Below are 24,657 nucleotides of genomic sequence, written 5' to 3'. Positions count from 1 at the left end.
ATGCCCACATCCGACGCAGGTTACGACCTGACCCCGCTGAACCCGGACGACATCGACAAACTGGCCGCGGGCCTCTCCGACGAAGAGCGCAAGGTACTGCTGGACCACGGGACCGAGCATCCCTTCTGCGGCACGTTGCTGGATAACAAGCAGGACGGCGTCTATCACTGTCGCCTGTGCGATCTGCCGCTGTTCAACTCCGAACACAAGTTTGATTCCGGCACCGGCTGGCCGAGCTTTTTTGCCCCGTTCGATCCGGACCACATCCGCTACCTGGAAGACCACAGCGCCGGCATGATGCGCACGGAGATCCGCTGCCCGCGTTGCGACAGCCACCTGGGTCACGTCTTCCCTGACGGCCCGCCGCCGACCGGTCAGCGTTACTGCCTTAATTCCGTGGCGATGACGTTTGTGCCGAAGGGCGAGTGAGATCGACCTGATTCCGGGGTGTCCCGCCGGGGCACCTTCGGTTGTAGGTTGGGCTGACGCAGGAAGCCCAACAAAATGAGCGGGCACAGGGCATTTCCGTTCTCGTGGGACACTAGCCTCCCTCCCCATTGAATGGGAAGAAGTTGGCCGGCGGATCTGGATTGTTGGGCTTCCTGCGTCAGCCCAACCTACGGCTTGATTTTGTGCCGTTTCCTACCGAATCTCCTCCGACTCGATCACCCGGACCCCGTCACTGCCCAGCACCGAATCCAGCATGGTCCGCGCGATCGAACGCGCTGGCACGGCGCGGTAGTGCGCCGGAATGATCGGGCGCAGCAGTCGGCTGGCGATCAGGCCGGCTTTTTCCCCGAAGCGGGCTTCTTCCCGGTCCGTGTCGATCAGCGATGGGCGCACCAACGCCAGGCGCCGGAAACCGATCCGGCGCAGGTCGTCTTCCGTTTCGCCCTTGGTGCGCAGGTAGAAGTTGCGGCTGGCGCTGTTGGCTCCCAGGGAGGAATTCAGCACCATCACCGGCGTGCCGTAATCGTGCGCTTTCTGGGCGGCTTCCAGAATCAGGTCGTGGTCCACGGCGCGGAAGGCCGCCTGGCTGCCCGCCTTCCTGATCGTGGTGCCCAGGCAGCAGAGCAGGGCGTCGGCTTTCCACCAACCGGCGGCGGGCAATGGCATGGTGAAATCGACCACCGGGTTGTGCAGTTTGTCGTGAGGCGTCAGGGGGCGGCGTGTGGGTGCCGTCACGGTCGGGATGGACGGGTCGTTGAGGGCCAGTTCCAGGACTTCCCGACCCACTGCGCCAGTGGCGCCGAGCAGCAGCAATTCCATGGTTTTGCTCCAGAAAGCGGTGAGGCCCGAGTATGGCATACCTGAAATGCGTTTTGGCTGTCATCCGGTTGTCATGTGGACGTCGTACATTGAATTCAGCAACGACTGCATTGTGGTGATAGCCAATGTGGCAGGGAGCTCATCTGCATCAGGGACGATGCTTTTTTCTCTTCAATCACCACCGGTCACCCCGGCCACATAACGGGCGACCGCGTTGATCTCCTCTTCCGACAGACTCTCCGCAAACGCCGGCATAATGCCCACTCCTCCGCGCACGGCGGCGGCCACCTGTTCCGGCTTGGGTTTCAGGGTGTCCAGATCGGGACCAATCTGACCGGTCGTGCCCGCATCCTGCAACGTATGACACAGGCCGCACGAGGGCTGGGCCAGCTCAGTGAACACGCGCCGACCCAGCGTTGAGGGATCCCCGTCGGCCAGGACTGTGCCCGGGAGGAGGGCGGTCGCCAGCAAAACCCAGCGAGCAGGCCCTCCCTTGCAGACGGACATGGTTGCGGCCATCAGCTGACGGTTAACGTGATGCCGTGATCGTCCCAGCCGTTATGGCCGTAACCCCGCTCGTTGTCACGCCGCTCCCGGGGTTGGGTGATGCCTTCGGCGCTGGTCGCCCGGCTGACGATGCGGTACTCGCCGGGTTTCAGATCGACCGCGATCATGAAGGGGCGCCAGGCATAGCGGCCCAGATCGGGGCCGACGAACTCAGCGGCCCGCCAGTTCTTGCCATTGTCCAGCGACACCTCCACGCTTTTCACCGCGTTGGCTCCGCCGAAGGCCACGCCGTGGATGATCTGCGGCCCGGACTTGGCCTGTTCCAGCGGTCCGGTAATCCACGATTTCACGTTCATTTCCCACATCGACGGCTGTTCGGGGCTGCCTTTCTCACCCACATCGCGGATACGGTAGCTGGAAACCTGGATCTTTGCGGTGGACTGCACATCGGTGAAAGCCACCTGCTTCACGTATTTCACGTTATTGACGCCGTAGTAGCCGGGAATCACCAGGCGCAGCGGTCCGCCGTGGGTCAGCGGCAGCGGCTCGCCATTCAGTTCCCAGGCGAGCAGTGCCACATCCAGTGCTTTCAGCGGGACGGACCTTTCGACTTTTACGGTGTCGGCATCCAGGCCGGCGGGCAGTTCCTCACCGCCGGTACTGGTGATGTACTGGGCGCCGGACGCCGGACCGCCCAGATCCTGGATCACCTGCCGCAGGGGAACGCCGGTCCAGAGCACGCAGCCGGCGGCACCCACGCTCCACTGGGAGCCGCTGGCGCCATGCGGAAAGAAGGCACGGCCGTTGCCGGAGCACTGCAGGACGGTGGCGACGGTTTCCACACCCAGCCGCTTGAGTTCGCCGACGGTCAATGAGCGCGGGTTGTTGACGCCACTGAAACTGACCTCCCAGGCATCCGGGTCGGCGACGATGCTTTCCGACGGTGTGGGCAGGTTGTTGCGGACAAACAGGATGTTGTTGGGCGTGATGACGCTCATGTCGATGGCGTCGCGCCGGGTCTCCATCGTTTTCTCACTGTGGATAATCAGCGCGTCAGTCTTCTTCCATTTGATAAAATCGGGAATCGGGGCTGTGTCGCCGCTGGCCCGCAGGGGGATGCCAGACAGGCCGAGGGCAGCCAGGGTGCCGACACTGCCCGCCAGCATCTGGCGTCGGGTCAGTCGGGGGAGATCGCTGTTGAACCGGTTCAGGGTGACCATGGCCGTTCTCCTTGTCGTTGTCAGATCTCACCATGTCGAGTGGCCGGCTCAACAGCTCCCTGGGCACGGGCCATACTGTGTCTTTAGCCTCTGTCCGAAAAGTGATCAAGATGACCTTTAGACTATTCGGCTATTGGCTGAGGGACTAATATGTTGCCCCTTGCGACAGCGGCAGGCGCCGCTGGCAGACGTTCGTGAAAGTGAGGTATCCCGGCCGATGATCCGCCTGACCGTTAATCCCATTGCCGAATCCGCCACGCTGATGCGACGCATCGGGGTGGTGGTCGGTTCGGTCGGTGTGACCGCGCTGTATTCGTCCCTGGTCCTGCTGCGGTCGCTCACCGGGCGCCTGACACGGGAGAAGGTGGACCGCTATTGCCGCGACTGGTCAGCGTTGTTGTTGAGACTGGTGCGGGTCAACCTGCGGGTGCGGGGCGAGATTCCGGATTTCGAGGACGGCCGCCGCTACATCATCCTCTGCAGCCACGCCAGCCACTACGATATTCCGCTGAGCTTCGTGGCCCTGCCGGGTTCGATCCGCATGCTGGCCAAGAAAGAAATGTTCGGCATTCCCCTGTTGGGGCCGGCGATGCGGGCGGCCGAATTCCCGTCCGTCGATCGCTCCAACCATGATCGCGCCCTGGCGGATCTGGAGCGGGCCAAGACCATGATGGAAAGCGGGATTGTGCTGTGGGCTGCGCCGGAAGGCACGCGTTCCCCGGATGGCGAACTGGGTCGTTTCAAGAAAGGCTGTTTTCACCTGGCCCTGGATACCCAGGCGATCATCGTGCCGGTGGGGATTCGTGGCAATGAGCGTGTGCTGCCGGCGCGCACCTGGCACATCAACCTGGGCCAGCAGGTGGATTTCTGCGTGGGCGAGCCGCTGGACAGCCGCCAATACAGCCGCGAGCAGCTGCCCGAGCTGATGGCGGAAGTCCGGCGGCGGATCGAGCGGGAGCGAGGCCGGGCCTGACGCCCGGCCCGGCGTCAGTGCAGGAACAGGCCGAGCAGGTAAACCCCGCCGTAGCCGATGGTGTAGGCGACCAGCAGGAACAGGCTGTAGCGCAGGTAGCTGGCAAAGGTCAGGCCCGGGATCTTGCTCATGGCGACAATACCCGCCGCGGAACCGATCACCAGCAGGGAACCGCCCACACCCACCGAATAGGTCAAGCCCAGCCACTCACCCGGCGTCATGTCGATCCCCGCCTTGAGCAGTGCGGCGGTCAGCGGCACGTTGTCGATCAGTGACGAGAAGATGCCCATGAAGTAGTTGGCGGCGATCGGCGGCAGCACATGGTAAACCTCGACGAAGCTGCCCAGTGCCGCGATTTCCTTGAGCATGCCAACGATCAGCAGGATCCCCAGGAAGAAGAACAGGGTATCGAACTCGATAGTGCGCACGTACTCGATGATCGGGTCCAGGTCGGAATCCGTACTCAGGAAACGGGACGTAAGGAACATGACCGAGAGCCCGAACAGGAACATCAGCACCGGCGGCACCTGGAACAATACGTTGCAGGCGATGGTGGCAATGATCGTGGACAGGAACAGCACGGCGATGATGACGTCCACACGGCGCACGTCGTTGCGTTCGTGAACCAGCACCACCTCTTCGTGCATGCCCCGGGACAGCAGCAGGGCCAGCAGGAAGACGCCAAACGCGGCCGGCACGGCCAGGGCCAGGAGGGTCAGGATTTCGACCTTGTGGGCCAGGAAGATCATCAGCGTCGTGACGTCGCCGGTGATCAGCGACACGCCGCCGGAGTTGACCGCGAAGACCACCAGGGTGACGAATCGGACCTGCTTTTTCCGGTCCAGATGCAGGGACAGGATCAGGGCGCAGGACACCAGGGTGGCGGTAATGTTGTCCGCCAGGGACGAGAAGATGAAGCAGAACAGCCCGGTCAGCAGGAGAAGATGATTCTCCTTGATGCGCTTGGGCATGATCAGATAGATCAGGTTTTCGATCATGCCTTTCTTGTTCAAATAGGCCACAAAGGTCATGGCGGCCACGAGGAAGAGCCACAGGCTGGCGATTTCGGATATGCTCTCCGCCAATCCTTCGGCGACCGATTCGGTATGGCCTTCCGACGGGCTGAAGAGGAAAAGCATGAGCCAGGACAGGGTGCCGAAAAACAGGGTGACCTTGGCTTTGTTAACGTGGGTGACCTCCTCAAAGATCACGCCGAGAAGCGCCAAAATGGCGAAGCTGATCAGGACAAATTCCAACCAATGCATAAAGGACAAACCATCCGCAGGCTGTTTAACAGAAATAATGGTGTGTAAGGGGAGTGCCGAATTCTGTTCTTGTTTGGGGCAGATACCTCGGCGAAGCCGGCGATTTTACTCGGATGGCATTTGATAAGCTACCGGAATGATTGCTTTGGTCATGCGAATTTCGTACCCATTGCTATAAGCAATTTCATCTTGCGTCAAAAATACGGATAATTGGCGCCTCAAAATAATTATGTAACATTTTCGATCACCTCAGATTGAAGGTAGCAAGCTAATGACTGCAAGACAGGCAGATGTCGTGCTGGTCGGTGGTGGTGTCATGAGCGCCACTCTCGGCATGATGCTCAGGCAGCTTGATCCGTCCCTGGACATCGTCATGGTCGAACGTCTCGATCACGTGGCCCATGAAAGCACCGACGGATGGAACAATGCGGGTACCGGCCACGCCGGTTACTGTGAACTCAACTACACGCCGGAAACCGATGACGGCGACGTGCAGATTGAACGGGCGCTGAATATCAACGCGTCGTTCGAACTGTCACTTCAGTTCTGGTCGTACCTCGTCGAAAAGAACATCCTTCCGGAGCCCTCCAAGTTCATCAATCCCACTCCGCACGAGAGTTTTGTCTGGGGTGAGAAGGACGTGGCTTTCCTGCGCAAGCGGCATGAGAAGCTCAGTAACCATCACCTGTTCCGGGAGATGGAGTTCACCGAGTCCGCCGACACCCTGCGTGAGTGGATGCCGCTGATCATGAGCAACCGCGACCCCAACCAGCCGGTCGCGGCGACCCGGGTCAAGCACGGCTCCGACGTGGATTTCGGGTCCCTGACCCGGAGCATGATCGATTTCCTCAAGGATCAGCCCAACTTCGAACTGCTGCTGAATCATCCGGTGAAGACCCTGGCCCAGCGCGACAACGGCCGCTGGAAGGTTCGTCTGAAGGACGAAAACACCGGCGAGACCAAGAAGATCGAAGCCGGTTTCGTGTTCCTGGGTGCCGGTGGCGGTGCGCTGCCGCTGCTGCAGAAATCCGAGATCGAAGAGAGCAAGGGTTACGGCGGTTTCCCGGTCAGTGGCCAGTGGCTGGTCTGCCAGAAGCCGGATGTGGTCAAGCGTCACCACGCCAAGGTCTACGGCAAGGCGCCGATGGGCGCGCCCCCGATGTCGGTGCCGCACCTGGACACCCGCATCATCAATGGCGAGCCGGCCCTGCTGTTCGGGCCGTTTGCCGGGTTCACCACCAAGTTCCTCAAGCAGGGCTCGGTGTTTGACCTGTTCTCGTCGGTTCGCGGTGGCAACATCGTCCCCATGATGCAGGTGGGTAAAGGCAACATGGACCTGACCCGTTACCTGATCAAGGAAGTGTTCCAGTCTCACAACGCCCGGATCGAATCCCTGCGTAACTTCTTCCCGGATGCGCAGGAACAGAACTGGAAATTGCAGACCGCCGGCCAGCGGGTTCAGATCATCAAGAAATCCGACGACGGTCGCGGCAAGCTGGAATTCGGTACCGAGATCGTGGCGGCCAAAGACGGCTCCCTGGCAGCCCTGCTGGGTGCTTCCCCGGGTGCGTCTACGGCGGTGAACGCCATGGTGGACGTCCTGGAACGCTGCTTCGGCGATCGTCTCAAGACGCCGGAATGGCAGGCACGGATCCGCGAGCTGATCCCGTCCTACGGCCAGTCCCTGGTGGACGATGCCGAACTGCTGGACACGGTTCGCAGCCGCACGCTGGCCACGCTCGGACTGAACAAGCTGAAAGAAAACGAAAAAGAAGAAGCTTAAGGCCGCACGCCGATCCCCGGTACCGGAATCACCGGCGCCGGGGTCTCGCCTTTCCTGAAACCTGTCGCTTTTCTAATCATTACCCTGCCAATCGATCTCTGTCCTCCCCATTCCTACGCCCCGAATCCGCCACCGGTGGATGTTGTTGGTGGATTATTGACCGGCGCACAGTGACTTCTGACATTCGCAGCGGTTTGCCCGTTGGGTTGGCCGAGGGATGTCGTCTTCCAAAACAAATACAAGAAGCGTCTCCGGAATGGGAGGCGAAAGGAGCGAACAATGAAACACGTCAAGCAACGGCTGCCTTGGCTGGCCGCCGCTCTTCTTCTGTTGGGATCGGCTTCACAGGCCCATGCCGGGGTCTTTGTGCAGCTGTTCGAATGGTCCTGGGACGATGTGGCGCAGGAGTGTGAGAACTTCCTCGGGCCCAAGGGATATTCGGCCGTTCAGGTGTCGCCGCCTCAGGAGCATATCCAGGGCAGCCAGTGGTGGACCCGCTACCAGCCGGTGAGCTACCAGCTCAACAGCCGCAGCGGCGACGCGGCCGCCTTCGCCAACATGGTGTCACGCTGCAACGCGGTGGGTGTGGATATCTATGCCGATGCCGTATTCAACCACATGGCGAACGGCAGCGGGACCGGCACCGCAGGCTCGTCTTACGACAGCGGCAGCGAAACCTATCCCATCTATAGCAGCAACGACTTCCACGACACCTGTACCATCAACAGCGGCGATTACAGCAGTGACGCCTGGCGGGTGCGCAATTGCCAGCTGGTGGGGCTGCCGGACCTGGATACTGGCGCAAGCTATGTCCAGCAGACGGTCGCGGACTACATCAACAACATGATCAACCTCGGGGTAAAGGGCATTCGTGTGGACGCTGCCAAGCACATGGCGCCGGGGGACATCAGCGGTATCCTGGGTCGGCTCAACGGCAACATCTACACCTTCCAGGAAGTGATCGACCTGGGTGGCGAAGCCATCAGTTCGTCGGAATACACCGGCCAGGGCGACGTCACCGAGTTCAAGTACAGCGCCAACATCGGCGACGTGTTCAAGAACCAGCAGTTGTCCTACCTGAGCAACTTTGGCGAGGACTGGGGCTTTATCGGCAGCCAGAATGCCGTGGTGTTCACCGACAACCACGACAACCAGCGCGGCCACGGCGCCGGCGGCAGCAACGTGCTGACCTACAAGGACGGTGCGCTCTACAACCTGGCCAACGTGTTCATGCTGGCCTGGCCGTACGGCTATCCCAAAGTGATGTCCAGCTACGCCTTTTCCGACAGCGACCAGGGGCCGCCGTCCAGCAGCGTCTACCAGAACGGCGAGGCCCAGTGCGGCAGCGACTGGATCTGCGAACACCGCTGGTCGTCGATCGCCAACATGGTGGCCTTCCGTAACGAGACCGACGGCACCGGCGTCAACCACTGGTGGGACAACGGCAACAACCAGATCGCCTTCGGCCGGGGCAGCGTCGGTTTCGTCGTGATCAACCGTGAGAGCAGTGACCTGAGCCGCACCTTCACCACCAATATGCCGGACGGCAGCTACCACAACGTGGCCGGCGACAACGCTTGCGTGACTGTATCCGGTGGTCAGGTCACCCTGAATGTGCCCGGCATGGAAGCGGCGGCGCTGCATACCGGAGCCGCGTGCGATGGCTCTGACTCCGGTTCGGACACCGGTTCCGGCAGTGGTGGCAGTACGGACGTGACGGTGACCTTCCAGTGCCAGAACGGAACGACGACGCTGGGCCAGAGTGTCTACGTGACCGGCAATATCGCCGAACTGGGCAACTGGGATCCGGCTTCCGCCGTCATCCTGTCCGCGGATAACTACCCGACCTGGACGGGCGACGTGGGTATTCCGGCGCAGACCGATGTCGAGTGGAAATGCCTCAAACGGAACGAAAGCGATCCGTCGCAGGATCAGGTCTGGCAGAGTGGCAGTAACAACACACTGGCCGGCCAAAGCGCCGGATCGTCGGTGACCGCGACGGCGAGTTTTTGAGGCCGTCGTCAAATCTTTTTAGGGCCCTGATGGGCCCACCGAAGCTGAAGCGTCGGCTACATGGCCCAGCCGACTCGAGGGTGTAGCAGATGCTTCAGCTTCTGAGGCGCCGCCAGGCGCCCACCATTCTTACCCACCTCCCAACCCGTTCTGTACTTCCGTGGCGTCCTGCACAAGGCCAGATCGAAACCAATGGCTGCTATCGCTGGAGCAGAGGGCAGGATGTCCTCGTCGCCTAAGCGGCCATGGACGGCCCTCTTAGGCGACGGAAGCGATGGCAGCCATTGGTTTCAGGCTCCCAAGGTCTGCTCAGGACATACGCAATAAAAAAGGGGCCCTTGAAGGGCCCCTTATCATGCTCACCACAACCAATCAGTGGGATTCAGACGGCTCGGCATGGGCCTTGGCCGCCTCATCCTGATCGGCGTTGTGGTCCTTCGCCAGCAGGACGTAGAACGCTGGCAGCACGAACAGCGTGAACAGCGTGCCGATGCCCAGGCCCGTGGCGATGGTCAGGCCGATGGCGAAGCGGCTCTGGGCACCGGGGCCGACCGCGATCAGCAGCGGCACCATGGCCACGATCAGCGCCAGGGACGTCATGATGATCGGACGCAGTCGGATGGCCGCAGCCTCAATCACGGCCTCCAGCTTGTTCAGCCCCTTGTCGTGCTGCAACAGGTTGGCGAACTCGACGATCAGTATCCCGTTTTTCGACACCACCCCGATCAGCGTGATCAGTCCCACCTGGGTGTAGATGTTCATGGTGGTGAAGCCCAGCACCATGAACGCCATGGCCCCGGCGATGGACATCGGCACCGACACCAGGATGATGAACGGGTCACGCCAACTCTCGAACTGGGCCGCCAGAACCAGGTAGATCACCAGCAGTGACAGGAAGAAGGTCACCGCCAGTGCGCTGCCTTGCTGCACATACTGGCGCGAGTCCCCCTGGAAGTCGTAGGTGAAGCCCTGCGGGAACACCTCGCTGGCCGCCTGCTTCATGAAGTTGATGGCGTCGCCCTGCGGCACCAGCGGGATCCCCTGGATGGTCAGGGAGTTCTGCTGGTTGAACTGCGTCCGCTGGGACGGTTCCACCGACTTGCTGAAGCTGATCACGCTGCTCAGGGGTACCAGTTCGCCCGAGTCGGCACGGATGTAGTAGTCGTTCAGGTCTTCCACGTTCTTGCGGGCGCTGCGCTCCACCTGCGGAATGACCTGGTAGGAGCGCCCTTCCATATTGAAGCGGTTGATGTAGCCGCCACCCAACATGCTCGACATGGCCTGACCCACATCCTGCATCGACAGGCCCAGATCGGCGACCCGGTCGCGATCCACGTTGATGGTGGTGACCGGCCGGTCGAACTGGATCGACTTCTGCAGGAACATGAACTTGCCACTCTGCATGCCCTTGGCCAGCAGGTCGTCCGCCACTTTATTGAGCTCTTCATAGCTCTTGCCGGTGGTGATGACGAACTGGAACGGCAGACCCCCGCTGGAACCGGGCAGGGACGGAATCGGGAACACCGCTGTCTGCAGGCCGGTAATCTTGGAGATCTCCTTCTGCAGGATCGGCTGGACCTCGAACTGGGAAATATCCCGCTCGCTCCAGGGCTTCATCTTGAAACCGCCAAAGACCGCGTTGGGGCTGGTGATGCCCAGCAGCATGAAGGTTTCGTCGTAGCCGGGCAGCTTCTCGAACTCGTCCTGCATTTCATCGCCGTACTTCTGCAAATAGTCCAGCGTCGCCGTCTGCGGTGCGGTGCCCTGGAACAGCAGAATGCCCTGGTCCTCACTGGGCGCCAGCTCGCTTTTGCTCAGTTTGACCATGCCACCGATCGACAACAGCACGATCACCGCGAAGAAGATGGTGACGGACTTGGTCTCCAGGCTGGAGGACAAGGCGCGCTGGTAGGCGCCGGCCAGTCCGTTGAAGAAGTTCTCGACCTTGGTCTCGAACTTCGTCGGGTTGCCGTGGGGTTTGAGCACCTTGCCCGAGAGCATCGGCGACAGGGTCAGCGCCACGATGCCCGAGATCACGACGGTGCCGGCGAGGGTAAAGGCGAATTCTGTGAACAACGAGCCCACCAGACCGCCCATAAAGCCGATCGGCGCGTAGACCGCTACCAGCGTTGTGGTCATGGCGATAATCGGCGTCGCCATTTCCCGCGCGCCGTTAAGCGCCGCGTCGAACCTGGATTCGCCCGCCTCGATATGTCGGTGCACGTTCTCCACCACGATGATGGCGTCATCCACCACCAGCCCGATGGCCAGTACCATCGACAGCAGGGTGAGCAGGTTCAGGGAGTAACCCAGCGACAGCATCACAAAGGCGCCGCCGACGATCGACAGCGGCACCGCCACCGACGGGATAATGGCCGCCCGCAGCGACCCCAGGCAGAGGAAGACCACCACCAACACGATCAGGACCGCTTCCCAGAGCGTTTGGATGACTTCCTTGATGGAGTCGTCGATGAACTCGGACGCATCGTACGGCAGTTCCACCTTCAGCTCTTCCGGCAACTGGGCCTCAATGTCCGGCAGGGCACCCTTGACCAGACCGGCAACGGTCAGCGGGTTGGCACCCGGCGAGAGATTGATGGCGACGTAGGTGGACGGCTTGCCCTTGTACAGCGCCAGGTTTTCGTAGCTTTCCGATCCCAGTTCGACCCGGGCGATGTCGCCCAGACGGATCAGCGTGCCCTTGTCTTCCTTGATGACCAGATTCTTGAACTGTTCGGCGCTGCCAATATCGGTGTCACTGGTCAGGCTGATCTGCACCAGGTCGCCCTTGGTGTTGCCGACCGCCGCCTGATAGTTGTTCTTCAGCAGAATCTGCACCACGTCGGTGGGTGTCATGTCGACGGCCGCCAGGCGCTCCGGATCCAGCCAGACCCGCAGCGCGAATGTCCGGCCCAGCAATTCGGCTTTACCCACACCGGGCAGGGCCTGCAGCTTGGGCTGGACCACCCGGGTCAGGTAGTCCGTGATCTTCGGCACGTCCATGGTGTCGCTGTAGAAGGCGATGTACATCAACGCCGTGCTGTCGCCGGTCTCGGACGTGATGACCGGGTCCTGTGCATCCGCCGGAAGCACGTTGCGCTGACTGGCCACCTTGGCCTGGATTTCGGCCAGCGCCGCATTGGCGTCGTAGTTCAGCTCCATGTGGGCCTGAATGGTGGAGGTGCCCTGGGAGCTTGTGGAGGTCAGGTAGTCGATACCGCTGGCTTCGGCGATGGCCTGTTGCAGCGGCGTCGTAATAAAGCCCTTGACCAGGTCGGAACTGGCGCCCGGATAACTGGTGGTGACGGTGACCGTCGTGCTTTCCAGCAACGGATACTCCCGCACCTCCATTTCCATGGCACTACGGACCCCGAGCAGCAGGATCAGCAGACTGACGACGGTCGCCAGTACCGGCCGGTTAACGAATATGTCCGTGAAGCGCATCAGTTGCTGGCCTCCTCGCCACTGTTGTCATCCTTGGCCGGGGCATCGTCGTCCTTGGTGATCTCGACCGCCTGGCCCGCCCGCAGGCGCAGCAGAGCCGTCGCCACCACACGCTCGCCGGCTTCGAGGTTCTTCGTGACCTCAACCCGGCCGTCGCGTGTGGCGCCGGTTTCGACGCTGCGGCGTTCAGTGACCAGCTGGCCGTCGTCGTTCTTCTTCAGCACATAGACGAAATCGCCGTAAGTGTTAAAGGAGATGGCCGTGCGCGGCAGGGTCACGACGTCGCGTTCGGCCGGGCGAACCGTCTGAACGGTGGCGAACATGCCCGGGCGCAGTTCTCGATCCGGGTTGCGCAGGGTGGCGCGGACGCGGACGGTCCGGGTCTCGGGGCTGATCGAGCTGTTGATGGCGCTGACCTTGCCCTTGAAGGTTTCACCCGGCAGTGCGGCCACGGTGGCCTCCACGTCATACCCGACATCCACGTTGGCCAGATCCTTCTCGGAGATGGTGTAGTCCACGTAGATGGGATCCAGCATGTTGATCTCGACGATCGGCGTGCCTACGCCGAGGTACTGGCCCTGGTCCACCAGACGCAGACCCAGGACGCCGGCAAACGGCGCTTTGATGACCTTCTTCTCAAGCGTGGCCTCGGATTCCTTCACACGGGCGTTGGCGGCTTCCAGGTTGGCCTGGGCCTCGTCGTACTCGGCCTGGGAAATGGCCTTCTTGGGCAGCAGGTTGGCGGTCCGCTTGAACTGCTGCTCGGCCAGCTTGGCTTCGGCGCGGGTGGTGCGCAGGGCCGCCTCGTCGGTGGCGCTGTCCATGGTCAGCAGCACATCGCCTTTTTCCACGCGGTCGCCGGACTCGAAGCGCAGCTCCTTGATGACGCCGGCCACTTCGTTGGCGACTTCAATGCCGTTCACGGCGGTTACGCTGCCCACCGCCTTGATGGACTGGACCCAGGTGGTGCTTTTGGCGGTGGTGGCTTCAATCGTGGCCGGCGGCTGCGGCTGTGAGAACTGCTTCTGCATCTGGCCGAAGCGATAGAAGGTATAGCCGAAGATGCCGCCGAGCACGACCAGGAGAGCTACGATAACAATGGCAAAGCGGGACGCGGTGCGCATGAGAAAGTCCTGATTTCCGTCACTTGAACACGAATGATTGCCACAGCTGTGCGTGACCGGTCACGCCGACTGTCCTTCGGCACCGGCACGGCTGTGAATGTGTGGGGAGGTCTGGTCTTCCCTACCGGGGGGTAGGCGTGTGGCTCCGTTTTTCTTTTCGGGCACAGGGCCGCCTAAAAAGCAGCAGCGCACACCAGGTTCCATCCAAACCGACACCAATAGATGTTTTTACCATGCACTGGCATAGGTAAAAACCCGTATATTGCCTAAATAACTACGGTTTTTTACGGAATTTGGATTTTGACGCCGGAATCATGGCAAACCTATGACATTTCCGGGCATGATGTCGACCACTAAGACGTATTTAAGTTGTTATCCATAAAAACAATCCGGAGGTTGATCCATGATTGGTTACGTCACGCTGGGTGTCAGCGACATGAACCGCGCCAAGGATTTCTATACGGCCTTGCTGGCCGACATGGGCGCCAAACTGCTGCTGGATATGGAGCGCATCGCGTTTATCGGCCGTTCCATGAAAGAGCCGATGGTGGCGGTCTGCATTCCCTATGACAAAGAGCCCAACCATCCGGGGAACGGCAACATGGTGGCCCTGCAACCCGGTTCCAAGGAAGCGGTGGATGCGTTCTACGCCAAGGCGATCGAGCTCGGTGCCACCTGCGACGGCGAGCCCGGGCAGCGCATTCCCAACCAGTTCTACGGTGCCTACATCCGCGATCCGGACGGCAACAAGGTCGCCTTCTTCCATTTTGGTTAAGACCTCCAGCAGGGGCCCGCAGCCTTATGGTGATTCGGGGCCCTGGTTGGGAATCCGCACCAACAGATCGGTGACGCCGACGTCCACGCCCAATTGATGGAACAGTGTGGTGGCCTGTCCGCGGTGATGCGTCTGATGATTGAACAGGTGCATCAGCAGGGGGCCGAAGGCGCGGGTCAATGGCTCCCCTTTGACGTTGCGGTAGTGCAGGGGAACCGCGTAATCCTGCTCGTCACTGGCTTCGATCAGATCGGCGATGATGCGGTCCATGGTGTCGCGGGCCTGGTGCAATTCGGCGAAGCTCCGGTAGAGGGTCTCGGACAGGGTTGTCGGCGTGGGTAAGTGGTCCAGTTCGTCTAGGCACCGGTAACGGGCCGGATGCACCCGGAACCGGTTGGCCCACATGAGATCCGCCACCAGGATGTGGTTCAGCGTGCCTTCGATTGAACCGAAAAAGGCGCCGAGATCCCGCGACCGGTCCCCGTCGTCCAGCCCGGCGGCGAGGCGGTAGAGGTTCCCGTTCATCCAGGCGTTGTAGTCCGCCATGAGAGTGAACTGCTGCTTCAAAGACATGGTTCCGCTCCTTGGTGAGATGACCATACGCTGCGCCGGAAGCCCGACGCCGTCAAGGTACAGACCGTCCAGCCGCGGGACCTCATTCTGTACCGCTCTGACGCCTTGCCATCATCCGGTCATGAGAAGCGATTATCATGAAGCTCCTTTTATCCGGGAGGGGAGATCGATGATCGAACGTTACTTGCGCCGGGTACTTGTCCTGGCCCATCCGTATCGGCTCGTGGAGATCGAGCGGGAAGGCCCCGACGTCGACAAAGCTGCTGTGAAGCCCGCTATTTCAATCTGGTGGATAACCGGAAAAACCTGATCGCCGGGTTTGACGCCTGGATGGCCGGGCAGAGCTTCTTCGGCTACTTCCGCTACTCGCCCCAGGGCGATCTTATCGAGCGACGTACTTTTCCGATCGATTCCTGGCAGTTCTGAAGCGTAAAGACGTCAAACGACAAAGCGGCGGAGGCGTTCCAGCCATACGGTGATGGGCGGCAACTCGAAGTCATCCGACTTGCCCAACTCATCCAGTTCACGCAGGACGACGGCGTCGGCGGAGCCGGGGTGCGCTTCGAATTGCCGGCACGCCGCGGCGTCATACGGGCCGCCCTGTTGCGCCAGGGTAACCCGGCTGGCAGCGGACAGACCGTCAGCATAGCCGGGCCGGGTCGCGACCAGATAGCGCTTGGCCTGCACGTGCAAACGGATGGGGTTCGTGACGGTGGCCGGCAGACCGCGGGCCTCCAGCCAGTCTGCGCCCAGCGAGTCGTGGAAGCGGTAGCCCCAGCGGTCGCGTTCGGGCAGCGCCTGGTCTTCGGCAATCAGGTGGCCGATATCATGCAGGAATGCGGCAAGGACGAGGGGCTCCTTGCAGCCGCGCTGGTCCGCCCACCAACCGCATTGGGCCATGTGTTCGTACTGGGTGCAGTGCTCGCCGTAGTCGCGCGCGCCGTAGGCGTCAAAAAGATCGGACAGCTGGGTGACGATCGAGGCGTTGGTGTCAGGCATGTCGATTCAATCCGGGCGAAAAGCGAAGCCACCCAGTGTGGCCATGAATCATGACGGTGCGGTGACAGGTCAGTCCTCATTGAAGGTGAAAATCAGGCTGCCGCCCCTGAGCACACTGCCGTAGTTGAAGTTCACGCCGATCGCGACGTTGTCCACCAGCGGAATCCGCCCGCGGGCTTCCAGTAGCCAGGCCAGACCGGCCTCGTAGTAATAGCTGTTGCCAAGCTGATCGCCGATGTCCCCGCCCACATCGATGCGTGCCGCACGAATCCAAATGTTCTGGCCCGGCAGGAAGCGTGAAATGATCGGATTGCGAATGCGGACGCCGTTGGACCAGAACCAGGCCTCCGGATCGGCTTCATGGGCCGGATTGCGGGTGCCAATGGTGTGACCGCGCATGTAGTGGTAATCGGAAAAGAAATCCCAATCCGCCCCCATGATGGGGCGGCTGTAACCCAGCGTCAGCGTGGGTTCAGCCACCAGGGCATCTACGGTGATATTGGTCAGGGTGCCATCCAGCTCCGACTGCACGGCTTGTGAGGCGGCGGTGTTGTAGTTGGTGTCGTTCTTGTAGCGCATCCAGTGAACCAGGCTGCCGAAGGTGACCGTCACGGGCTTGGTAAAAGGATGCGTCCAGGCGGCGCCGGCACTGGCGGAGACGATCTGCTCGTAGACTTTGTCCTTGCGTTGCTCATCGGACACCACCAACTGGGCATCCTGCTCCTGCGCGATGTACGCCACCTTGCCGGTATAGGTCAGTGTATCGCCCTGATCACCGATAGGCAGGGTCCAGTCAAAGGGCAGACTGGCGGTGGTGATGCTCTGGCGCAACTGGGCGGAATCGGCCGAGCCGAGATCATCGTTATCCAGTTCGAAGTAGTCGTTGGGATTGAAGTTCCAGAAACCGAAACGAACCGCATCGCCGTTGGTGAGCAGTATTGCGAGGGTGTAGTTGGCCGAGAGCACATTGCGAGTGGCCCGATCCAACTCCGATGCGGCCAGCATCCGCGTGGTCTGGCAAAGCACCAACGTTAGCAACAGGAGCCAGGCGGCGCACCGGGCAGCGAGCGTCATAGAGGCGGACCCTTCCTGGAAAAGGTGTGTCTGGTTCCAGTCTAGCCGAGCCTTGGGCAAGGCGGTGTCGGGATATTTCTGGCGTTGGCTGGTTCGTCGGCGCACGTGCTCATGTTTCTGTCGTTGAAGGTTACGTAACGGCTTGTGAGTGTGGATGACAGGTTGCAACCTAATTAATTGAGAGGGAGGCGTATTCGCCTGTCCCCGGGTCCGCCGATCCCGTCCAGAACGCCCGAGCCGCCGCTCAGGGCGCTATTGTGCGACGGAATGCTCGTCGCGAGGGGGCAGACACAATGTGAAATCAATAAAACATTTGCCTTTCAAAATGCTACACACGTCATGTTTGGCCCATGGCACACTCATTTGTATCCACAGACCATTAATGAGGGGAGAGAGCCGAATGCCCGTTACCGTGTTGAAGAGTGAGGACGGCTACCAGCTGCTCAAGGTGTCTCACGCGGGTGAACATGGCGAGATCGTCAGGGAACACCACGTAGTCGTTGATTCCAACGGCGAGCTGGTCCAGGTCGGGATGACCTTTGAGAAAGCGGAAGAACTGCTCAGGATTCTAACCGCCGATACCGGTGCAGACATCATGCCGGAACGCCAGAGGGCGGTTGGGGAATAACGCTGGCAAAGTCAGAAAAGCCGCTCAATCGAGCGGCTTTTTCATTTTGCGTCCTAGTGAATGCGGGTTCGATTCCCGCCGTCGCGATGATGTTTTCCAGGCATAAAAAAAGCCCCTGAAAATCAGGGGCTTTTTCGTGGGATCTTGGTGGAGACGGCGGGAATCGAACCCGTCGCCTGACCCTTTCAGTGCTACACAGAAAGCCACAATTCCAGGTAAATCAGCATTCTATAAAATCTGCCTTCCACAGAAGGCCACGCATCGCCACTATCGTGTGGACACTTCGTTGACACTTCTATCTCATTTTTTCTAAAACTCCTTTTCCATCTGCGATTTCGCAACTGTATACTTGTACACGTTTTTGTGCGTGTCGATCAGGGAGTCATAAGTGAGCGCTTCAGCTTGGAAAATGATAGATCTCTTTGCCGGAGCCGGCGGTTTATCCGAGGGTTTGAGAGAGGCTGGCTTTCATTGCCTCTATGCCAACGAAGTTGAACCGCGCTACTCGCAAACTTATATGGCTAACCACACAGATACGTTCGTTGAGACGAATGATATTCGTTCTGTTGATCCCTTGGAGGTCAAGGACAAGCTGGGTCTTAAGGCTGGCGAACTCGATCTAATCGCTGGTGGACCGCCTTGCCAGGGCTTTTCGATTAACGCGCCTAATCGCAGTTCTGAAGACGAGAGAAACCATCTTTTTCGGCACTATCTTAAGTTTGTTAAAGCGTTCCAGCCTCGAGCTGTGTTGATCGAGAATGTTCCAGGTCTTGTCTCTTTCGAGGGGGGCGCGACTCTGGAAGCGATCTTGTTGGCGCTAGAAGATCTCGGTTACAACGCAGATGTGAAGATTCTATATGCTCCACATTTCGGTGTTCCTCAAACTCGGTGGCGAACCATCGTTGTAGGCGTAAAAGACGGCGATCCTCTCGATGCCTATCCGGAACCGCTTCGGAATGCGCCCATGCGTGTCAATTTCACTTCGAGTTTTGCCGGAAGGAGCATCGTAGCACTCCCCAGTAATATTGAACTGCCACCGCATACTACAGTTCGCGAGGCTATCGGCGACCTTCCTGAGATCAAAGTCGGGGATAAGGTTTTGAAAGTCCAGGAATATCGCACCTCTCCAGAAAATGATTTCCAGAAAGCTATGCGCATTGGGTCAACGAAAGTTGTCAATCATGAGCCCCCAATTCTCGGGGCTGTGAATATCAAGCGAGCTAGTTATATTCCTCCTGGAGGGAATTGGACCGATATTCCATTTGAGCTTCTGCCTAAAGGGATGCAGCGGGCTAGACGTTCAGATCACACGAAACGCTACGGTAGGGTGCATCCTGATGGCTTGGCCTCCACAATTCTGACGAAGTGCGATCCTCACTGGGGGGCTTATTTCCATTATTCTCAGGATAGAACGTTTACTGTTCGGGAAGCTGCTCGAATTCAGACGTTCCCCGACCACTTTCATTTCTTGGGTACGAAAGCCGAACAGTATGAACAAGTGGGGAATGCAGTGCCTCCACTTCTGGCTTATGCGATAGGCTGCAAGATGGCTGGGCTTCTTGAAAAAATTGCTGTCAAAGAAGCCCAAGCTGGTCAGATGCAGTTTAGCCTTTAGTTTTTAGCTGCTGAAGGAATGTTAGGCAGAGTGCCTTTTGAGTTCTCTTTTAGAAACACTTTGTTGCCACGGTCCTCGTTCGAAAGGAGCTCCCTTAGCCCCTCATTGAAAGCTGTCTTGCTGATAGGCGCAGTGCCGCTTAAAGCTTTTCTTGAGCTTTCCAGTGTTGTGAAAACAACATTTTGGGCGACTAGATTTAGGTCATCGTCATAATCTACGACAAACCACACCACATCTGCGTTATCTCGGTGTTCTTCATCGTTTTTTGCAAAAGGATCTGCATCTTCAAGCTTGTTCATTTTTTCGAAAAAGTAACCATCTATAACGACGGCCAACTTGTTTCCCCAATTTCTAAGAACTGGAACTTTGACGTCAAGCTGTGGGCCTAGCCTTTTGGGGCCGCTGCTTCGGTAATCTGGGCGTCTGTAGGCACTGGGGTATAGAAGATCCGTTGGGTGCTCGGCATAGGCCTTGAATTCATGCTTCATTTTTTGGCCTGAAAAATAGAGAGCCTGCGTCTCTATTGCGCACCAGTTTAGGATTTTTGACTCTGCAGATTCTGGATCCACAACAATCCAGTCAATTCTGCCGGCCATCGTCGAGCCTTGGGATGGGTTTTCGGTACCTGCTTTGTCCGAAATAGTGTGCAAAAATGGCGTTTCTTTGATGATCGCCGGGTTTTTGGTATCGAGCATTTTTGCGCCGATCCAGTCGAACAGAGACTCGTTGTCTCCTATGTTCTGCAAGAACCGCAAAGGACAGATCGTTACAACCTTTTCGTCTTCTGATGGCTTCGTTATGCCGTCGGAATCGATGGAGTATTTTCTAATACTGCATACACCGCCAGATTTGTTGCACTTAGCTCCGGGCACTAGTGTTGATAGGTGGGGGCACACTGGAGCTGTTGGTGGTGTTTGTGACTCTTCTTGTTCTATGGCTAGCAAAGCGGCGTTCCTGCGCTCCTCCGCAGTCATTCTCCTAATGTCTTTGCCATACCATTCCGCGATTCCCCATCGAGGGGCGGGTACTGTCATCTGAAGCTCTCTCTTTTCGCCTAGCGGTGTTAAGTGTGCAGTATTGTGTAGGATAGTGTAGGAGATTGCTCCGTTCATCAAGTAATTAAGGGTTGCGATCGTATTCCGATGCGGGTAATGCTCAGTGGAGAGTCTTTTTTCTTTTGTTTTATCGGAGTGTGAGATATTTTCTACTTTCTTATCTGCGTTCGCGTCTAAGAATTGGTTTGTTATTCAGTAACATAGCGAGTTTGCGTTAAGCGCATCCTTGCAAAGCTTGCATGGAAGTCTGGTGTCCGCGACAGCTGCCTAGTGGTGTGACTTATCAGGGAGAGATCTGACACCATCCCGTCTCTAAATATCGAAGCCACATTCTCGTCATATCCTCATTAACTGCTTGTTTCCGCGAGCCTAAGCGGCAGAATACCGCACTCAACTTGAACCCAATCAGAAGTAAGGGAATCCATGAAGTGGGCAGTATTGTTCGCATTGTTGCCGGCTATCGCCTGGGCGGACTATGGCAGTGTTCGAGTGGATGAGGTTGTCCGGGTGTACGATGGGGATACCATCACCGTGAACATCAACGAATGGCCGGCTCTCCTGGGCCATGAGATCGGCATCCGCGTCAACGGCATCGATACCCCGGAGATCCGTGGAAAGTGCGCCGGCGAGAAGCAGAAAGCCCGGGAAGCACGGGATCTGGTCAAAGGCATCCTTGCAAACGCCGACGTCATAGAGCTCCGCAATATCGACCGCGGTAAGTACTTTCGCGTTGTGGCTGACGTCTACGTCGACGGCCAGGAGCTAGGAGAAAAGGTGCTGGATGCCAACCTTGCTCATGAGTATGACGGCGGAACTAAGTCTGGGTGGTGCTCGCTGTAAGCCAGCAGGGGATCGAAAATAAATCTGTCCCCTTTTTTACTAAGTTGTTCTAATTAGCTATTCGTATTAAGCTTTTCAGAAAATGTTTGCGTTTTAGAGATTTTTTAGTTAATTGAATTTCGAAATTGAAATTTGGATAATTTTATGGATCGAGTAGATTATCAGTCAATTGTTATTCAAGATCTCATCAACTTGCAAAAAAGCGGTGAGCTTGAGTTATCCCCGTGGTATCAACGTCGGTCAGTATGGAATTCTGCCCAAAAATCTTATCTAATCAACACGCTATTTGAAAATAAGCCGGTACCTGTAATTTACGTTAGGCATTCTCTAGACCTTGATCGTGAGATTAGCGTCAAAGAGGTTGTAGATGGTCAGCAAAGGTCAAGGACTATTATCGAGTATTACGAAGATGGTTTTAGAGCGCGTCATCCAGGCCATGATAAAAAGGTCTTATTTTCAGAGCTTAAGCCTGCTCAACGACAAGATTTTCTTTTGACTGCTCTACCGGTAGGGTATTTGTTGGGGGCCACTGATGAAGATGTAATTGATATTTTTGGTAGGATAAACTCGATCAGCAAAACATTGAATGCTCAGGAAAAGCGGAATGCACTTTATAGCGGTGAAATGAAGCAGTTTTGTCTTAAGATTGCATCTTCAAAAATAAACTTTTGGCGAGACTATGGTGTATTTAGTGCAAATGATATAGCCAGGATGAACGAGGTGCAGTTCATTGCTGATATTGCTTACAACCTTATGAATGGGCTTTCTGATTTCTCTGCTTCGAAACTCAATAAAATGTACAAAGATTTTGATATTGAGTTTCCTGAGGCAGGACAGATACTTGATCGTATAGATAATATTTTTGATACGTTGGTTAGGGTCGACGCAGAGAGAATTGCCGATACAATATTTAGCAGGCAGCCTTTGCTCTTCTCCTTGATGATGGTGATCGATGGAAAAGGTGGTGTTGAACCACAAAAGTTGGGTGCTGCGCTTGCGAGGATTGATGAGATTTTTAATTCACCGGAAAATAAATCGGAGGAAGATGTAGAGTTCTATAATGCGAGCACTTCGACTACTCAGCGTATCAAGCAGCGAAGAATAAGAGATCAGTATATTAATAAGTTTTTGTAGTTTTATGGCTAATCCCAAGCTGGAAGTTACTCTCAGGCGGATTATCTCTGAGATAGATAAATTAGACTCTTATAGGGTTGATGCCCAGTCTTTAGAGGCAAGGTATCAGCACTTTATCTCTGAGCTCATAATGCTACGGCTGTTTTCGGCGTTCGAGGAAGGTGTAAGTGATATAGCGTTTAAACTGGCTTCCGGAGCCGTTTATACTAATGGAACGTCACCTGCACTTACAGTTTTATCTCCATCAATGTCCTCTGCTCGCTCAAATTTCTTATCTCATGGAAGACGAAAGCCAGTTCTCAATCTAAAATGGACGAAATCTAGGTTTATAAGGGAAAGTGTCGAGCATGTTATTCCTGCATCAGATCCCTTTGTTAGGCAGGCTCAGAATCACGGTACAATTATCAATGAAATGAGAATAGTTAGAAATGTTTTGGCTCATAAGACGACATCGGCAAAGAGGGATTTTCGGACCCTGGTCCGTCAGGCTTATGGGGGCAACGCAAAGGTCACTCCTGGAGTTTTCCTGACCTCATCTAAACGGTTTTCACGACCCCGTCTTGTGACTTACCTCACTGGTACTAAAATCGTGCTGAGAGAAATGGCATCGGGAAGGTGATATGATTTATAAGTCTTTTCCAACCCAAACAACCTTCCCAATAACCTCCAGCTGTTCCAGATCCGAACTCGCAATCTCCTGCGGCGGATACTCCTTGTTGTCACTCAGCAGCTGGACCCCATCATTCCAAAGAGTCTGAATCCGCTTCACGAGCAGGTGGTCACCATTTCGGATCACAAAGATCTGCCCGTCTTTGAGCTTCTTTTCGCTGGTGTCGATCAGTACCGTTTCGTTGTCAGAGATTGTCGGTTCCATGGAATCGCCTTTGGCGAAAACCAGTGCGAGGTTGTTTTCATTCAAACCACGGAACCGTAGCCACTTTCGGCGGAACGCCAGCTCCCGGGATGGTGATTCTTCTCCCGCGATTCTTCCATCTCCTGCGGCCACCTGGATGTTGTAACCAGGTACAAGAGCGAACTCATCTTCGAAATCGAAGGTGGGTTTCTGAGTCTCTTTGCCTGTTGCAAGCCACTCCACCGATACGTCTGCCGCCTTAGCAATGCGCAGTAAACTGTCCAGTCGGGGCATTGCGCCATTCAGGATGTTTCTGAACGTGCTATCGCCCATTCCCGCCTTTTGGGCAAAGGATCTGGCAGAACCCCCTTCAACAAGGCCTTTCAGGCGCTCGGTGAAGCCCGTTTCGTCCGCAGTTTCCTGTGATTCCTTCGAATGATCGTCGCTCATTAGATGATTTTCGCAGTTTAAGGCTCAAAAAGTTAACAGTTTACTGTTGACTAAGCGTTTCCGCATGTCTATATTCTGTCTTGTGGGCAGTTTACTGCTTAATTGTTGGCAGATAACTGTGAAAAACAGTGTAGCAGAGTGCAAAACAGTGGACGAGCAAAAGCAACTCATTCTCTTAGCGACTCCAGTCATGACCCAGGAGCGCTTCGCCGAACTGACCGGACTCACGGAAGGGCAGGTCCGGGGCATGATCGAAAAAGGCCACCTGCCTTCTCTGAAGGTTGGCAAACCCCGGCTCGTGAACATCGCTCTGCTCTCCAAAGACGCCATGGAGCAGGAGAACTGGTAATGGGACAGGCCGAACTGAATGCCATTTTCTGGCAAGCCGTCAAAGCCTGGGAACAGCGCGACCTGAACGCCGCCCGGGCCCACCGCATCCTGCTGCACAACGCCAGCCTGCGCGGCACCAACCGTCGCGCCGCCCATCGCCTGCACAGCCTGCTGAGCGACTACCTGTGCGCCTGCCCGTCCGAAGTCATCCCCTTCGCCGCCTACGCCATGGGCCGCGCCTGCAAAGCCCTCAAGGGCCTGGACGTCGAATTCACCCGCGTCAGCCAGCGCGACGCCATCGAGACCGTCCACAAGATCGGCGTGAACCTGCTCAACCACGGCGAACGCAGTGCCGCCATCGACAGCGCCATCAAGCTCGAAGGCATGCGAGACGCCTTCGAAGGCCTCAACAACACCCTGCACCAAGCGGCAGGGGAGGCCCAGCAGGACCTGCTCAACCGCATCCAGCAGGCTGCAAAAAACGATTCCGTTCCCTTCCAGGGCCCCCGCCCAACCCCTACGCCACTTCTGGCCCTGGAAGGACTTTTTACCACCCTGAGCCAGCGCCTGGACCAGTTAACCCAAGTGCGGACCGACCTGCCGGACGACTACCTCGCCCGCAGCAAAGCCAGCTTCACCGACGCCTTACTGACCGAACTGGAACGCCAGCACTACCACAGCCCGGCCTTCGACCGCCTGATCACCCTGCGCGACGCCTGGGACACCGGCCAAC

General features: G+C 57.6%; 24 protein-coding genes. 13 read left to right on the top strand and 11 right to left on the bottom strand.

Annotated elements, in window-relative coordinates:
• Complete coding sequence (gene msrB / locus JL474_RS14975; RefSeq protein ID WP_123636162.1) at positions 1-429, top strand: peptide-methionine (R)-S-oxide reductase MsrB; 429 nt, start codon at positions 1-3, stop codon at positions 427-429.
• 213 nt (positions 430-642) lie between these two features.
• Here msrB and JL474_RS14970 read toward each other — a convergent pair whose 3' ends face one another.
• The 3 genes from JL474_RS14970 to sorT form a co-directional block, all read right to left on the bottom strand.
• Positions 643-1,269, bottom strand: coding sequence for a Rossmann-fold NAD(P)-binding domain-containing protein (locus tag JL474_RS14970; RefSeq protein WP_203142697.1), 627 nt, complete (start codon positions 1,267-1,269; stop codon positions 643-645).
• Between the two features lie 171 nt (positions 1,270-1,440).
• Positions 1,441-1,671, bottom strand: coding sequence for a SorU family sulfite dehydrogenase c-type cytochrome subunit (gene sorU, locus JL474_RS14965; protein ID WP_328797832.1), 231 nt, complete (start codon positions 1,669-1,671; stop codon positions 1,441-1,443).
• Between the two features lie 116 nt (positions 1,672-1,787).
• A complete protein-coding gene (sorT, locus tag JL474_RS14960; RefSeq protein ID WP_203142696.1) occupies positions 1,788-2,996 on the bottom strand; it encodes a SorT family sulfite dehydrogenase catalytic subunit in 1,209 nt (402 codons plus the stop codon).
• A 217-nt stretch (positions 2,997-3,213) separates the two neighbouring features.
• Between sorT and JL474_RS14955 the strand changes: the two genes are divergently transcribed.
• Complete coding sequence (locus tag JL474_RS14955) at positions 3,214-3,969, top strand: lysophospholipid acyltransferase family protein (protein ID WP_203142695.1); 756 nt, start codon at positions 3,214-3,216, stop codon at positions 3,967-3,969.
• Positions 3,970-3,983: 14 nt separating this feature from the next.
• Here JL474_RS14955 and nhaD read toward each other — a convergent pair whose 3' ends face one another.
• Positions 3,984-5,234, bottom strand: coding sequence for a sodium:proton antiporter NhaD (gene nhaD / locus JL474_RS14950; protein WP_203142694.1), 1,251 nt, complete (start codon positions 5,232-5,234; stop codon positions 3,984-3,986).
• Between the two features lie 271 nt (positions 5,235-5,505).
• Here nhaD and mqo point away from each other — a divergent pair, with 271 nt between their 5' ends.
• Together mqo and JL474_RS14940 are read left to right on the top strand one after the other, a co-directional pair.
• The gene (gene mqo / locus JL474_RS14945; protein WP_203142693.1) at positions 5,506-7,017 is read left to right on the top strand and encodes a malate dehydrogenase (quinone); all 1,512 of its coding nucleotides are present in this window, start codon (positions 5,506-5,508) and stop codon (positions 7,015-7,017) included.
• Between the two features lie 279 nt (positions 7,018-7,296).
• On the top strand, positions 7,297-9,030 hold the full coding sequence (locus JL474_RS14940) for a carbohydrate-binding module family 20 domain-containing protein (RefSeq protein WP_203142692.1): 1,734 nt from the start codon (positions 7,297-7,299) through the stop codon (positions 9,028-9,030).
• Between the two features lie 372 nt (positions 9,031-9,402).
• Here the strand turns inward: JL474_RS14940 and JL474_RS14935 are convergent, their stop codons facing one another.
• Positions 9,403-12,474: an efflux RND transporter permease subunit gene (locus JL474_RS14935; protein ID WP_203142691.1), complete on the bottom strand. Its 3,072-nt coding sequence runs from the start codon at positions 12,472-12,474 to the stop codon at positions 9,403-9,405.
• Complete coding sequence (locus JL474_RS14930; RefSeq protein ID WP_203142690.1) at positions 12,474-13,598, bottom strand: efflux RND transporter periplasmic adaptor subunit; 1,125 nt, start codon at positions 13,596-13,598, stop codon at positions 12,474-12,476. The genes JL474_RS14935 and JL474_RS14930 overlap by 1 nt, the downstream gene beginning before the upstream one ends.
• Positions 13,599-14,001: 403 nt before the next feature.
• Here JL474_RS14930 and JL474_RS14925 point away from each other — a divergent pair, with 403 nt between their 5' ends.
• Positions 14,002-14,373 carry a VOC family protein gene (locus JL474_RS14925; protein WP_123636152.1) on the top strand — a complete coding sequence of 124 codons (372 nt, stop codon included), beginning with the start codon at positions 14,002-14,004 and terminating at the stop codon, positions 14,371-14,373.
• Between the two features lie 24 nt (positions 14,374-14,397).
• Here the strand turns inward: JL474_RS14925 and JL474_RS14920 are convergent, their stop codons facing one another.
• A complete protein-coding gene (locus JL474_RS14920; protein WP_236012292.1) occupies positions 14,398-14,946 on the bottom strand; it encodes a DinB family protein in 549 nt (182 codons plus the stop codon).
• Between the two features lie 169 nt (positions 14,947-15,115).
• Between JL474_RS14920 and JL474_RS14915 the strand changes: the two genes are divergently transcribed.
• On the top strand, positions 15,116-15,256 hold the full coding sequence (locus JL474_RS14915) for a hypothetical protein (RefSeq protein ID WP_203142689.1): 141 nt from the start codon (positions 15,116-15,118) through the stop codon (positions 15,254-15,256).
• A 128-nt stretch (positions 15,257-15,384) separates the two neighbouring features.
• Here the strand turns inward: JL474_RS14915 and JL474_RS14910 are convergent, their stop codons facing one another.
• On the bottom strand, positions 15,385-15,945 hold the full coding sequence (locus tag JL474_RS14910) for a phosphonate degradation HD-domain oxygenase (RefSeq protein ID WP_203142688.1): 561 nt from the start codon (positions 15,943-15,945) through the stop codon (positions 15,385-15,387).
• 69 nt (positions 15,946-16,014) lie between these two features.
• Positions 16,015-17,019: a Solitary outer membrane autotransporter beta-barrel domain gene (locus JL474_RS14905; protein ID WP_203142687.1), complete on the bottom strand. Its 1,005-nt coding sequence runs from the start codon at positions 17,017-17,019 to the stop codon at positions 16,015-16,017.
• 400 nt (positions 17,020-17,419) lie between these two features.
• On the opposite strand from JL474_RS14905, the gene JL474_RS14900 reads away from it, so the two are divergent.
• Positions 17,420-17,647, top strand: a complete 228-nt coding sequence (locus tag JL474_RS14900; protein WP_123636148.1) for a hypothetical protein — start codon at positions 17,420-17,422, stop codon at positions 17,645-17,647.
• Positions 17,648-18,035: 388 nt separating this feature from the next.
• Positions 18,036-19,262 carry a DNA cytosine methyltransferase gene (locus JL474_RS14895; RefSeq protein WP_203142686.1) on the top strand — a complete coding sequence of 409 codons (1,227 nt, stop codon included), beginning with the start codon at positions 18,036-18,038 and terminating at the stop codon, positions 19,260-19,262.
• Here the strand turns inward: JL474_RS14895 and JL474_RS14890 are convergent.
• Positions 19,259-20,296 carry a NotI family restriction endonuclease gene (locus tag JL474_RS14890; protein WP_203142685.1) on the bottom strand — a complete coding sequence of 346 codons (1,038 nt, stop codon included), beginning with the start codon at positions 20,294-20,296 and terminating at the stop codon, positions 19,259-19,261. The genes JL474_RS14895 and JL474_RS14890 overlap by 4 nt on opposite strands.
• Before the next feature lie 444 nt (positions 20,297-20,740).
• Here JL474_RS14890 and JL474_RS14885 point away from each other — a divergent pair, with 444 nt between their 5' ends.
• The 3 genes from JL474_RS14885 to JL474_RS14875 all read left to right on the top strand — a co-directional run bounded on the left by JL474_RS14885 (position 20,741) and on the right by JL474_RS14875 (position 22,910).
• Positions 20,741-21,157 (top strand): thermonuclease family protein, encoded by a 417-nt coding sequence (locus JL474_RS14885; RefSeq protein WP_203142684.1) that lies wholly within the window; start codon positions 20,741-20,743, stop codon positions 21,155-21,157.
• A gap of 144 nt (positions 21,158-21,301) precedes the next feature.
• Positions 21,302-22,291: a DUF262 domain-containing protein gene (locus JL474_RS14880; protein WP_203142683.1), complete on the top strand. Its 990-nt coding sequence runs from the start codon at positions 21,302-21,304 to the stop codon at positions 22,289-22,291.
• A 4-nt stretch (positions 22,292-22,295) separates the two neighbouring features.
• Positions 22,296-22,910, top strand: coding sequence for a hypothetical protein (locus tag JL474_RS14875; RefSeq protein ID WP_203142682.1), 615 nt, complete (start codon positions 22,296-22,298; stop codon positions 22,908-22,910).
• A gap of 6 nt (positions 22,911-22,916) precedes the next feature.
• Here JL474_RS14875 and JL474_RS14870 read toward each other — a convergent pair whose 3' ends face one another.
• The gene (locus JL474_RS14870; RefSeq protein WP_203142681.1) at positions 22,917-23,594 is read right to left on the bottom strand and encodes an XRE family transcriptional regulator; all 678 of its coding nucleotides are present in this window, start codon (positions 23,592-23,594) and stop codon (positions 22,917-22,919) included.
• Between the two features lie 190 nt (positions 23,595-23,784).
• On the opposite strand from JL474_RS14870, the gene JL474_RS14865 reads away from it, so the two are divergent.
• The gene (locus JL474_RS14865) at positions 23,785-23,943 is read left to right on the top strand and encodes a MerR family transcriptional regulator (protein ID WP_236012291.1); all 159 of its coding nucleotides are present in this window, start codon (positions 23,785-23,787) and stop codon (positions 23,941-23,943) included.
• On the top strand, positions 23,943-24,657 hold a 715-nt coding region (locus JL474_RS14860), incomplete at its 3' end, for a hypothetical protein (RefSeq protein ID WP_203142680.1). The genes JL474_RS14865 and JL474_RS14860, both read left to right, overlap by 1 nt.

The organism is Marinobacter mangrovi (assembly GCF_016798325.1).
GTDB lineage: Bacteria > Pseudomonadota > Gammaproteobacteria > Pseudomonadales > Oleiphilaceae > Marinobacter_A > Marinobacter_A mangrovi.
The sequence above is the reverse complement of the archived record's forward strand: the minus strand, read 5'-3'. Positions and strand labels throughout refer to the sequence as shown.